General features: G+C 43.6%; 9 protein-coding genes. 4 read left to right on the top strand and 5 right to left on the bottom strand.

Annotation, left to right across the window (positions count from 1 at the left end; all coding sequences use genetic code 11):
- Positions 1 to 135: 135 nt before the first annotated feature.
- Positions 136 to 1,836, top strand: coding sequence for a glutamine--tRNA ligase/YqeY domain fusion protein (locus ACYQ2M_RS18645; protein ID WP_459917888.1), 1,701 nt, complete (start codon positions 136 to 138; stop codon positions 1,834 to 1,836).
- Positions 1,837 to 1,986: 150 nt separating this feature from the next.
- Here ACYQ2M_RS18645 and ACYQ2M_RS18640 read toward each other — a convergent pair whose 3' ends face one another.
- Positions 1,987 to 3,294, bottom strand: a complete 1,308-nt coding sequence (locus ACYQ2M_RS18640) for a glutamine synthetase family protein (RefSeq protein ID WP_459917887.1) — start codon at positions 3,292 to 3,294, stop codon at positions 1,987 to 1,989.
- A 61-nt stretch (positions 3,295 to 3,355) separates the two neighbouring features.
- Positions 3,356 to 3,853: a MarR family winged helix-turn-helix transcriptional regulator gene (locus ACYQ2M_RS18635; protein ID WP_459917886.1), complete on the bottom strand. Its 498-nt coding sequence runs from the start codon at positions 3,851 to 3,853 to the stop codon at positions 3,356 to 3,358.
- 772 nt (positions 3,854 to 4,625) lie between these two features.
- Here ACYQ2M_RS18635 and ACYQ2M_RS18630 point away from each other — a divergent pair.
- From ACYQ2M_RS18630 to ACYQ2M_RS18620, 3 genes are read left to right on the top strand one after another with little or no spacing between them, the layout of a single operon-like run.
- Entirely contained in the window at positions 4,626 to 6,413 is a 1,788-nt protein-coding gene (locus tag ACYQ2M_RS18630) for an N-acetylglutaminylglutamine amidotransferase (RefSeq protein ID WP_459917885.1), read from the top strand.
- An 11-nt stretch (positions 6,414 to 6,424) separates the two neighbouring features.
- Complete coding sequence (gene ngg, locus ACYQ2M_RS18625) at positions 6,425 to 8,170, top strand: N-acetylglutaminylglutamine synthetase (protein ID WP_459917884.1); 1,746 nt, start codon at positions 6,425 to 6,427, stop codon at positions 8,168 to 8,170.
- Entirely contained in the window at positions 8,167 to 9,291 is a 1,125-nt protein-coding gene (locus ACYQ2M_RS18620; RefSeq protein WP_459917883.1) for an osmoprotectant NAGGN system M42 family peptidase, read from the top strand. The genes ngg and ACYQ2M_RS18620 overlap by 4 nt, the downstream gene beginning before the upstream one ends.
- 111 nt (positions 9,292 to 9,402) lie before the next feature.
- On the opposite strand, the gene cysS is transcribed toward ACYQ2M_RS18620, so the two are convergent.
- The 3 genes from cysS to ACYQ2M_RS18605 form a co-directional block, all read right to left on the bottom strand.
- A complete protein-coding gene (gene cysS, locus ACYQ2M_RS18615; protein WP_459917882.1) occupies positions 9,403 to 10,839 on the bottom strand; it encodes a cysteine--tRNA ligase in 1,437 nt (478 codons plus the stop codon).
- Between the two features lie 268 nt (positions 10,840 to 11,107).
- Positions 11,108 to 11,635 carry a 2-C-methyl-D-erythritol 2,4-cyclodiphosphate synthase gene (gene ispF, locus ACYQ2M_RS18610; RefSeq protein ID WP_459917881.1) on the bottom strand — a complete coding sequence of 176 codons (528 nt, stop codon included), beginning with the start codon at positions 11,633 to 11,635 and terminating at the stop codon, positions 11,108 to 11,110.
- A 50-nt stretch (positions 11,636 to 11,685) separates the two neighbouring features.
- Positions 11,686 to 12,684, bottom strand: coding sequence for an Lrp/AsnC ligand binding domain-containing protein (locus ACYQ2M_RS18605; protein ID WP_459917880.1), 999 nt, complete (start codon positions 12,682 to 12,684; stop codon positions 11,686 to 11,688).
- Between the last annotated feature and the right edge of the window lie 29 nt (positions 12,685 to 12,713).

Below are 12,713 nucleotides of genomic sequence, written 5' to 3'. Positions count from 1 at the left end.
TGAGCAGGCCCATGAAAAGTATGAGTGTTCCCCGGAAGTATGATACCTACCACCTTATTATGCAGTGGTCAATCCGGTTATAATATGTTAAGAATTATTCTCTAAAATTCAAATTAAAATATATAAGGGAGCACCATGGAAGACGAAAATATCAAACATAATTTTATTAAAACCATCATCACCGAAGACCTTGAAAAGGGTAAAAACAATGGCGTTGTAATCACCCGGTTTCCACCGGAACCCAATGGGTTCCTGCACATGGGCCATTCCAAATCCATTTGTCTCAACTTTGGCATCGGCAAAGAATTCAATGGCCGGTGCAACCTTCGCTTTGATGACACCAATCCGGCCAAGGAAGACCAGAAATACATTGATGCCATTATTAAAGATGTGCATTGGCTGGGCTTTGACTGGGGGGACACCATCCATTACGCCTCGGATTATTTCCACGAACTTTATGATTTTGCCGTTGAACTGATCAAAAAGGATAAAGCCTACGTATGCGGGCTTACCGCCGAAGAAATGCGCGAATACAGAGGTACCCTCACCGAAGCGGGTAAAAATAGCCCGGATCGAAATCGCCCGGTTGAAGAAAATCTAAAGCTGTTTGAAGGCATGAAAAACGGAGATTTTGAAGAAGGAAAATATGTGCTCCGGGCAAAGATTGACATGGCATCTCCAAATATCAATCTCAGAGACCCGATCATCTACCGCATTAAAAAAATGGATCATCCAAGAACAGGAGGGGAATGGTGTATTTATCCCATGTACGACTTCACCCATGGACTTTCCGATGCCATTGAAGGGGTGACACATTCTCTTTGCACCCTGGAATTCCAGGATCATCGACCTCTCTATGACTGGATACTGGACGAAGTTTCAGCCCCCTGTCATCCCCAGCAGATTGAGTTTGCCCGCATGAACCTGAATTTTACCGTTTTGAGCAAACGAAAACTTCAAAAACTGGTGGAAAATCACCACGTGGATGGCTGGGATGATCCCCGGCTGCCCACCCTTGCCGGTATCCGGCGAAGGGGGTACACACCGGCATCCATACGCAATTTCTGCAATATCATCGGAGTGGGCAAAAAAGAGAACCGCATTGATGTGGGACTGCTGGAAGATTGTCTGAGAAATGATCTCAATGAAAATGCTCCCCGGGTCATGGGGGTATTAAAACCTCTGAAGGTCACCATTGAAAACTGGCCCGAAGGAAAGCTTGAGGCCCTGGATGCGGCAAATCACCCACAGAAACCGGAAATGGGAAAACGGGAGGTGCTTTTTTCCAAGGAAATCTACATTGAAAAGGATGATTTTATGGAAGATGCCCCCAAAAAGTTTTTTCGTCTGGCCCCGGGCCGGGAGGTGCGACTTCGGTATGCGTATTTCATTACCTGTAAAGAGGTGATCAAGGATGATTCCGGCCAGGTTGTGGAGCTGGTCTGCACCTATGACCCTGCCACCAGAGGCGGGGATTCTCCCGACGGTAGAAAGGTAAAAGGAACCCTGCACTGGGTTTCCAGGGAAGGATCTGTTCCGGCCCGGATCAATCTTTACGACCGGTTGTTTCTAAATGAGAATCCTGAAGCAGACACCGACGATTTCACCAGAAATATTAATCCTGACTCCCTGGTGGTTCTGGAGAACAGTCTGGTGGAAAAAAGCTTGGAGAACGCACTGCCGGAAAAGGCATATCAATTTGAAAGAATGGGCTATTTCTGCACGGATTCCAAAGAGTCATCGCCAGAAAATTTGGTTTTTAACCGTACTGTCACCCTGCGGGACACCTGGGCCAAGGTGAAACCCAAGGGAAATCGCCAGCCCAAAAAGAAGTAACCTTAATTCCATGATTCAGTGCGCCTGCGACGCACTGAATGCCGAGTTGAGAATGGTATGACCAATCCCGACTATCCTAACCTGGACAAGAGAAGCAAACATCGTTTCTGATCCTCTTGCCCAAATAACACGAAAATCAGAGATAAGAATCTAAATATGAAAATTCATTTTGTGTTCACGAGGGGTCACAAAGGTTCGGTAATTTTCCCACTCAGCGGTTTTAAGTGACATATATTGGCAATAAAGTGGATCTCCCAGGAAATTTTTAAGAAATGAACTGTTTTCTGCTTCCACCAAGGCTTCAAACATATTACGGGGCAGAAAATTTGTGTCCATGAGGTGAGAAGCGTTCTTCGTATTATACAGATTCCCAAGATCAGGATTCCCACAATCTATTTTCTCTCGAATGCCCTGAAGCCCCATCCCAATTAGGGTTGCAATTTGCAGATAGATATTACCAGAAGGATCCGGGGACCGAATTTCAATTCTGGTGTCTTTTCCGCCTTCAGCATAAGGGACCCTGATCATGGAGCTACGGTTTTTGAGCCCCCATCCTCGAACAATGGGGGCTTCCCTACCGATTAGATAGGCTTTATAAGAATTGAAAGTTGCTGCCATAATGATGGATGTCTCCCTGGCATACTTAATCATACCACCGATGAAAAATCGTGCTGTTTCACTAAGGTTGTCAGATCCATTAGGTTTGTAGAACAGGTGATTTCCATCAAGGTCCTGGGCGGATATGTGAATGTGAAGCGCATTCCGGTTGAAACCGTTAAAGGGTTTGGGCATAAATGTGGCGTGTAGATTCTGCTCATGGGCTACCCTCTTAGTTATATAGGAAAATAAAACTGTTCGATCCGCAGTTTTTAAGGGATCCAGGCAACAAAGATTAATCTCATGCTGAGAAGGGGTGACTTCATGGTGCATTTTTTCAAATTGGATCCCGCACCGCTTCAAAACCGCCACAATCTCCTTCTTGACAGATTCCCCTTTATCTCTTGGATCTGTGTGGAAGTATCCGGCATTATCGGTATGGATATCTTTGCTGAACTCATCGCCAGTCAACAGAAAAAATTCATGCTCGGGGGCTGTAAGAAAACGAAAGCCAAACTCGGCCTCAGCTTGTTTGACGACCCTCTCCAATAAACCCCTCGGATCCAATAGAGATCTTTCGCCATACTCTTCATTTATCCTGCCGATTAAAAAACCAAGATTTTCTTGGGCAAAGGGAACTTCTCTAAAGGTTTCTGGAAGGGGAATCAGGAGCTTATCACTATTATCAATGGTACCGTAACCCGGGACAGAACTTCCATCAAAACCGACCCCCTTTTTAAAAAAAGATTCAGTATTTCCCGCATGAACCTGAAGGGTAACGGAGCGACCGTTGAGGTCGGTTGTGAAAATTTGCAGCGTGTCAACATTATTAATTTTTTGTTCTAATTCTTTTAAATTCAAGTTTTTAGATATCCTCATTGTTTCACTTTTCCTAAAATCACCGAATTGAACTGAGATAACACTAAACAGACTTTGTCTGGATCACCTCACCTGTAATCATAATCGGGGATGCATCAATATCCTCAGCCGCCATCATCAAGACCACTCTGTTGAACGCACTTTCTATCATCAGCTGTTCCCAATCTTCCAGTTCTGAAAATTTAGAAGTAAATTGTTTCTGAAGCAACGGCGGTACTTTTTCTAAAATAGATTTTCCTTTTTCTGTGACCATGAGATTGATTCTGCGTTTATCTGTAGTGTTTTTATTTCGCTCCAGATACCCCTGATTTTCAAGACGTTTCGTGATATTAGTTACTGTAGCCTGACTGAGACTGACATTTTTGGATAACTGGGTAACTGACATCATCTCGTTTTCTACCACCGTCTGTAAAATAATCAATTGAGGGCCTGTTAAACCAAACTTTTTTTTTAATTGGGTCGAATGCTGGTCTATGGCCTGAATGATTTTCCTTAAGGCCACCAATAAATTCCGGCATCGTTGATCATTTAAATTCATCATTCTAATCCTATTTATTTTACGCTTAAACCTAAAACATCCATACAATATACTTATCTGCGTGCAGTTCTTTTACATTCTATTCTAAGTAATTTGGAGCTTGGTCACAACATGGGTCACATAAGGGTGGGGGCCGGCTTTTGTTATTGACACTTTTGTTGAAATCTGCATTGAAACACAGATAGTTGTCAAAGGCATAAAGCCTGATACAAAACTCAGGCTCTAATAATACAAGCCTGACTCCGTCAGCCCGCCAACTATGATGAGTAGCCCAAATTACGAACAAGACCTTAATTTAACACGACAAAATGTAGCACCGCAGGGATAATTTTATTATCCAACCTGTTTAGAGAGGATTCTAAAGCGTGTTTTTCCACCTTTCGAAGCTTGCTTTTTAGTGAAACAACCAAAGTGTCGCTGTAGTGGTAGTTATCTATGCAATATAGAAGTCACATCATTGATAGTATCGCTATAATTTCATTATGTTTTGTGCGTAAAAAATACTATACGTTGACAAAATGCATAGAACTCTATATGTTTTTTCTAAAAAAAGCTATATGAATTTTAAATTAATCCGAATATTTTTTTGAAATTTTGATTTTTATTACTTGGGTTATATATGGGTGCATTCAATCACTTGAGAAATAGAAATGAATCTATATAACTGACACGAACAGGCAACATTCTGGGATCAGGTTCCGCCCACAATGAAGAATGAAACTCTTATAATTACAGTCTGTTGGACGGAGTTTCGTATAAAATAACATCAATACGAATGACAGGAGATAATATGTGTGGCATTTGTGGTGAACTTTTTTTTAATAATCACCTTGCAAACGACCAATCTATAAAGATTATGAACAAAATCATGGCAGAACGAGGGCCTGATCATGAAGATATTTATCACGGAATATGGACTTCATTGGGTCATCGTCGTTTGAAAATTATAGATTTGAGTGACGAATCCAATCAGCCCTTCATTGATCCCAACTTAGGATTAACACTGGTTTTCAATGGCGCTATCTATAATTATAAAAAACTTCGGGCCGATTTGAAGCAATTGGGATACACGTTCTACTCTAAAGGCGACACCGAAGTGATACTCAAGGCATATCATGCATGGGGAGAAAATTGCGTAGAAAAATTCAACGGTATGTTTGCCTTTGTCATCTATGACCAAAAAAACAATTGTGTATTTATGGCCAGGGACCGTCTGGGCATCAAACCATTGTATTTTTACAGAACACAGAACAGTTTGATTTTTGCCTCTTCGCTGCCCGCAATCTTGAAAACCGGCAAAATCCAAAAAGAGATTTCAAAAGAAGCCCTTCATTATTACTTATCGTTTCATGCGGTTGTCCCTGCACCCTTTACGTTGATTGAAGGCATAAGAAAACTGCCGCCGGCAACGACCATGACCGTGAAAAAAGATGGAACAATAACCCAGCGAGCCTATTGGCGTTTGAATTTTGAACGTGACAGCGAAGAAGAACAATACACCTTTGATGACTGGAAGAGATATCTTTCCACTGCGCTGATGGCTGCGGTAAAAAGGCGCTTGGTAGCGGATGTTCCGGTGGGCGTTCTGCTGTCAGGTGGACTGGATTCAAGCCTTATCGTTGGTTTACTTGCCGAAGCAGGGCAAAAAGATTTAAAAACATTTTCCATCGGATTTGAAAGCGTGGGGGGCGAACAGGGCGACGAATTTATGTACTCAGATCTCATTGCCCGGCACTTTGCAACGGATCACCATAAGATCAGAGTGAATTCAGATCAGGTGCTGCCGTCAATGACAACTTGTGTACAAGCGATGAATGAGCCCATGGTCTCCCATGACTGTATTGGTTTTTATCTGTTGAGTAAAGAGGTGGCCAAACATGTCAAGGTGGTTCAAAGCGGCCAGGGGGCTGACGAAGTTTTTGGCGGTTATCACTGGTATCCGCCGATGATGGAAAGCAAGGATGCCCTTCAGGATTACCGTAATGTTTTTTGTGACAGAACCAATGATGAACTCCAGAAAATTATCCATGAGAAATATCAGGGAGAAGATTTTACATCCGAGTATATTAAAAAACAGTTCGCTTTGCCTGGTGCGGAAACCCCGGTTGAAAAAGCATTAAGAATTGATTCAACAATTATGCTGGTGGATGACCCTGTGAAAAGAGTGGACAACATGACCATGGCTTGGGGCCTTGAAGCAAGGGTTCCGTTTCTTGATCATGAACTGGTTGAATTGGCAGCCAAAATTCCATCTGAATATAAAGTTGGAAAAGGCGGGAAATACATACTTAAAGAGGCGGCAAGAGACATCGTTCCCAATGAGGTAATCGACAGGCCCAAAGGATACTTTCCTGTGCCTGCATTAAAATACATACAAGGTAAATATCTTGATTTTGTGACAAGCATTCTCAAGAGTGATGCCTGCAAATCCAGAAAAATCATCCGGAATGAATATATTAATGTACTGCTTGATTCTCCCGAAGCGCATATTACGCCCCTCAGAGGTTCAAAATTATGGCAGGTGGCTCTGTTGGAACTCTGGATGCAGCAAAATGGCATATAAGGAGTATTTCAATGGAAAGAGCAAAGCACAGAATTGAGAAAAATCATGGTCAATCATTAAGGAATTGGGAAAAAATTGAAACCCCCACCACAAAGAAAATGACTTCAAATTCATTTTCTGAAATGGGATGGGGTAGACTGGTGTTTGCCCATACATTTGATTCCAATGATCAAATAGTAGAAGCAATGTGTTCCCATGGGTATGAGAACAGGGATATTGCGATTTATGTGATTGACCCCCATGTTATTATCTCCATGGCACCGGACAAATTATTCTTGGATCCTTCGCACACCTATCGGTTATGGAATTATGATTATCGATATGACAATCAAAAAAAAAGCAATGCTTTTTCAATAAATCGGCTTTCAAGAGAAGAAGAAGCACAACAGGTTAATGCTATTTATGCAAAATGTCATATGAAAGGGGCAGATCCCAGTTTTCTTTTAGAAAAACATGCAAACAAACTTAGAACCTATTTCATTGCAAAGAGAAGAAATGACGATCAGGTAATCGGAATTGTTACTGGCATAGATCATACAAAGGCGTTTAACGATCCTGAAAACGGATCAAGCTTATGGTCTCTTGCGGTTGATCCCCAGGCGGGTATTCCCGGTGTCGGCATCGGTCTTGTAAGGCAACTGGTGGCGCATTATTTTACTAAAGGGCGCGCCTTCATGGATGTCAGTGTCATGCATAATAATTCATATGCCATAAACCTGTATGAAAAATTGGGATTTCAGCGAATCCCGGTGTTTTGCATTAAAAGAAAAAATTCCATCAATCAACAATTGTATGTACCCCTTGATGAACCTGTAGAACGTTTGAATCCTTATGCAAGGATCATCGTGGACGAGGCCCGAAAAAGGGGTATTCTGATAGATATCCTTGAAACGGAATACGGGTTATTCAAACTGAGCCATGGAAGTCGGTCCATCACCTGCAGAGAATCACTTTCTGAAATGACATCAGCCGTTGCCATGACAAAATGTGATGATAAGCGCTTGACACAAAAGCTGGTTCAGAAAGCTGGTATTAAAACGCCAAGGCAAATTATGCATATCGATGGGAAAACTGATATTGATTTTATGAATACAGTGGGCCGGGTTGTGGTTAAACCGGCCAGGGGTGAACAGGGTGCAGGCATCAGTGTGGATATTTCCACCCCCGAAGAGCTTGATAATGCCATAAAAAAAGCTGAGCAGATTGGGTCGGATATCCTGTTAGAGGAGTACATTAAGGGGCAGGATTTAAGAATTATTGTCATAGACCATAAAGTTGTTGCTGCCGCTGTCAGAAAACCGCCCACCATCATTGGTACGGGCAGTCATATCATTTCAGACCTGATTGAAAAACACAACCGCAGGCGAATGGCAGTAACCAGTGGCGAGAGCAAAATTCCAGATGATCCGGAAACGTTAAGGTGCTTGAAAAAACAGGGATATGATTACAATTCAATCCTGGGAAAAAACAAGGTGGCCGTTGTAAGAAAGACCGCCAATCTTCATACGGGCGGAACAATACATGATGTCACTGATGAGCTGTCCAATGTACTCAAAAAAGCCGCGATAACAGTTAGTCAAACACTTGATATCCCCGTAACCGGGCTGGATTTTATTGTTCCCGATGTCAAAGGAAATGACTATTTCTTTATCGAGGCAAATGAGCGTCCAGGTCTTGCGAATCATGAACCGCAACCCACCGCAGAGCGGTTTATTGACCTACTTTTTCCCGAAACCATAGAGAAAATATTTTTATGAAAATTGATGAATCTTATTTGAGAGACCAGTTACTGTCTTTACTTCAAATTCCCAGTCCGTCAGGATATACTGATCAGATTGTTCACCATGTATGCAATGAACTTGAAAAAATCGAAATACCCTACAATGTTACCCGACGAGGAGCTATAAGAGCGACTATTCCCGGCAAATTAGATAGGCTTGATCGAGCAGTATGCGTTCATCTGGATACTTTAGGGGCCATGGTGAGCCGATTAAAATCCAACGGAAGGATTGCCGTCAGGCCCATTGGAACATGGTCAAGCCGTTTTGCAGAAGGGGCCAGAGTTACTATTTTCACTAAAAAGGAAAAGTACCGTGGCACGATCCTTCCTTTAAAAGCATCAGGACATGTCTTCAACCATGACATTGATACACAACCAGTAGCATGGGATCAGACAGAAGTAAGGATTGATGCCCGATGCTTTGACAAGCGTGATTTAGAAAAGAGTGGGTTTGAACCGGGAAATTTCATAGCCGTGGATCCCTGCCCTGAAATTGACATGTATGGATATATCAATTCCCGGCATCTTGATAATAAAGCCGGTGCTGCCATACTTTTGTCTGTTGCTAAAACAATCATGCAGTACAAGATCACCTTGCCGGTTGACTGCCATTTGCTTTTTACGATCAATGAAGAAATTGGAGTTGGGGCAACTGAAGTGCTATACAACGATATCACTGAAATGGTTGTCATTGACAGTGCCATGATTGCCCCCAAACAAAACACCGATGAACATTCTACAACCCTTGTAATGATGGATCAGTCAGGGCCCTTTGATTACCATTTGAATAACAAACTGGCAAGACTATGCGCTGAAAATGATATAGCGTTAAAAAAAGACTTGTTTGAATTTTATCGTTCAGATGCTGCCTCCGCCATTGAGGCAGGAAGCGATATCAGAACCGCTCTGGTTGGGTTTGGGGTTGACGGATCTCATGGTTATGAGCGTTCTCATTTAGACACCATAAAAAACACAGAAAAATTAATTTTAAAATATATTCAAAGTGAGCCGACGTTTGAACGGGATAAAAATGAGATTGGCTCAATCAATGGTTTTCCACATCAGCCGTCCAGAGATCCTATCAATATTAAAACATAGCAAGTCACATCAGATTCTCCCAAAAGTGCTATACAGACTTTTGGGAGAAAACATTACAAGTGGGGAATCCTCTCAAAAGCTGTAAAGCTATTTTGAAGAATGCCCGATTATTTATGAAAATTTCCAGGTCGTACCGCTAGCTCCATCTTCAAGAATGATATGCATCTCATCCAGTTGGGCACGAATCTCATCGGCCCTGGCAAAATTTTTGTCCTTGCGGGCCTGGGTTCGTTCCATCACCAGCTGATCAATCACGGCTGGATCAATATCCCCACCGGCAAGTCCGGCATCTTTCTTTCCTTTAAAATAGGCCGTAGGTGTCTGGGAAAGAATGCCAAGTATTTCCCCCATTTTTTTCAGATCTGCACAGACCAAGGACAATTGTGTGAGCACCTCTGGGGAAATACCCTCCCCTGCCCCGTCCAGCAAACGATTGCCTTTCTTCACAGTATCAAAAATGGTGGCCATACCCCGGGCGGAATTAAAATCATCATCCATGGCCTGGGCAAAGAGTTGCCAGTCTTCCCCGGCGTCCGCAGATGTGGAATAATCCACGCCTGCCTTTTCTGCACGATCCAGAAATGTATAAATTTTATCCAGGCTGGTAATAACCTCATCCATGGAATTTTCATTGTAATCTATGGGGCTTCTGTAATGCTTGGACAACAAAAAAAGACGGATTACTTCAGGATGATAGGTTTCCAGCACATCCTTGATCATAGTGAAATTACCAAGGGATTTGGACATTTTCTCGTTATTTATATCCACAAACCCGTTGTGCACCCAGTATTTCACAAATTGTTTGCCAAACAGAGCTTCTGACTGGGCAATTTCATTTTCATGGTGGGGAAAAATAAGGTCCTTGCCACCGCCATGGATATCAAAACTCTGACCAAGGTAACGGTTGCTCATGGCGGAACATTCAATATGCCAACCGGGTCGTCCCGGTCCCCATGGACTGTCCCAGGAGGGCTCTCCGGGTTTAGCCGGTTTCCACAGGGTGAAATCCATCGGGTTGCGTTTATTGGAATCCACTGCAATGCGTGCCCCGGCAATCATGTCATCGGGGTTACGGCCGGACAATTTGCCATATCCATCAAAGGAAGAGAGAGAGAAGAACACATCACTTCCCTCCACATAATAGGCCTTGCCGTGTTCTATGAGTTGTTCGATAAAGGCAATGATGTCATCAATGTGCTCGGTGGCCTTGGGTTCGATGGTGGGACGCAGCACATTGAGAGCATCCATTTCATTGTGAAATTCCTTGATATATTTTTCAGATATCTCAGCGGAGGTCATGCCCCGCTCATTGGCCCGTTTGATAATTTTGTCATCCACATCGGTGAAGTTGCGGACATAGGTGACATCATAGCCCGTGGCCTTAAGCCACCGGAAGATCACATCAAATATCACAACGGATCGGGCATGGCCGATATGGCTGGTGTCATACACCGTGGGACCGCACACGTACATGCCCACTTTGCCAGGTTCCAGGGGAACAAAGTCTTCTTTTTTTCCGTTCAGTGTATTGTAGATTCTTAAGCTCATAATATATGTTCCTTGACCCGTTTCATGGTTTGAATAGGAGTAATTACCCTTTCGGGATTGCGCACAACATCTGTCCGTCAATAATGACGGTCGGTCGATATTGTGACCACGCACACGATATCAGAAAAGTGTATCCATTCAGAGGCCATTGGTCAAGATCAATGTTAGACCTGGTTCTAAATTTGCGTATTCCCGATAATTGGAATTCATAAGCCATCAAGGCATAGGGTGTGAGCTTTATCCCCCCCATCTGCCAAAGAGAGCGACATCAATTAAGACGGGGAGTCGATGATATCGGGTCTGAATTTGCAATAGTCGTCATACGCTGCAACAGCACCACGGCATGGGCACCAATACCTTCGCCCCTGCCTTCAAAGCCAAGGCCCTCGGTGGTGGTGGCCTTTATATTGACGACATCCACAATAATGCCAGCCGCCGCCGCAAGGTTTTGCGCCATTTCCTTTTTGTGGGGTGACATCCTGGGGGCTTCGGCAAAAATGGTGACGTCCATATTTCCCACTTCCCATCCTTTTTTTTTGAGTAAATCCCGGCAGTGTTCCATTAAGAGAATACTGGAAATCCCCTTGAACCGGGGATCAGTATCGGGAAAATGCTCTCCGATATCCCCCATGCCGGCAGCGCCCAGCATGGCATCACACACGGCATGAACCAGCACATCTGCATCGGAATGGCCTTTAAGACCCTTTTCATGGGGAATGGTGACCCCCCCCATGATCAATTTTCGTCCGGAAACCAGCCGGTGAACATCATATCCGGAACCTATTCTAAAACTCACTTAAATCTCCCAGGGTGTTGTATGTTGGGTAAATACTTGATTATCATGCTTCACGCTTTAATTCTGGACATTCCCGGTATCAGTGTCTTGGTACTGTTGACCCCGTTGAGCTGGCGCATTTTATCATGGACAAATCGGGAAATAACTTCGGCATCGGAACTGAGCAGATCCCGGGACAGCACAATTTTAATCAGAAGATCGGCATCCCCATGCACAGAATGAATTTCCACCACCTCTGCCAGGGCATACAACCGATCCATGATTTTGAGTTCCTGTTTTCCCTTGACGTTCATAAGAACAAAGGCGGTTATGCCCTGTTTCATTTCCGGATATTCGAACTCTTTGAGTTCAGCCATTTTTAATCGAAATTCCTCCATATTTTTAGGGATCATACGTCTTAGACCAATCCCATAGGTTACTTTCCTTTTATTTTCCCAGTACCCCGAAGAAATATAGGCATAAAGATCTGCCAGAGTGCGATGGGGAAACCGTTCCAGCAGCCCTCCCCGTTTAATGATGGCACAAAAAGGCATATAGATGGTTTTATACCAGTCCCGGGCTGCACTGAAAAAGCTGACCTCCCTCCGGGCACCGCCCTGGAGATATTGATAATGCTGCTGGATCTGCCGAATAAGATGGGCATACTGTCCCGGTTCCGTAAGTTTAATCATCCGACGCAAACCGGTCTCATCGGAAAATGCCATCCTTTCTTTGTAAAGAAGATTCTCCAGGGTCTCAATGGAAGGAATGAATTCCAGAATGGTGGCCAGAATTTCATCGTGATTTAGCTGCTTTGCCGCCGCAACCCGGTGATTGCCATCCACCACATAGTATTCATCCTTGATCTGATACAATTTTATGGGTGGCAAAACGGTGCCGGTGCGCATGGCCTCCAGCACGCTTAGAAACCGTTCGGATTTTTTATTAGATCTGAACCGAAACTGATCATCAAAATCCTGATAACGCCCCACACTTCCGATGATCTGGGCCACTTTGACCGTTTGCACCCCCCGGTCTTTTGTGTCAAAGGCCCCCTCTTTAAGTTGCATATTTTTAAAAAGGTCCGCATCCTGAGGCC

It is taken from the genome of Desulfocicer niacini, from assembly GCF_054657595.1.
This window is presented reverse-complemented; position numbering and strand designations above follow the sequence as displayed.

What these genes read in the sequence shown, in the direction of transcription:
- ACYQ2M_RS18645 (WP_459917888.1), top strand. Translation starts at nt 136, where the DNA reads ATGGAAGACGAAAATATCAAACATAATTTTATTAAAACCATCATCACC.
- ACYQ2M_RS18635 (WP_459917886.1), bottom strand. Translation starts at nt 3,853, where the DNA reads ATGATGAATTTAAATGATCAACGATGCCGGAATTTATTGGTGGCCTTA.
- ACYQ2M_RS18630 (WP_459917885.1), top strand. Translation starts at nt 4,626, where the DNA reads ATGACAGGAGATAATATGTGTGGCATTTGTGGTGAACTTTTTTTTAAT.
- ngg (WP_459917884.1), top strand. Translation starts at nt 6,425, where the DNA reads ATGGAAAGAGCAAAGCACAGAATTGAGAAAAATCATGGTCAATCATTA.
- ACYQ2M_RS18620 (WP_459917883.1), top strand. Translation starts at nt 8,167, where the DNA reads ATGAAAATTGATGAATCTTATTTGAGAGACCAGTTACTGTCTTTACTT.
- cysS (WP_459917882.1), bottom strand. Translation starts at nt 10,839, where the DNA reads ATGAGCTTAAGAATCTACAATACACTGAACGGAAAAAAAGAAGACTTT.
- ACYQ2M_RS18605 (WP_459917880.1), bottom strand. Translation starts at nt 12,684, where the DNA reads ATGCAACTTAAAGAGGGGGCCTTTGACACAAAAGACCGGGGGGTGCAA.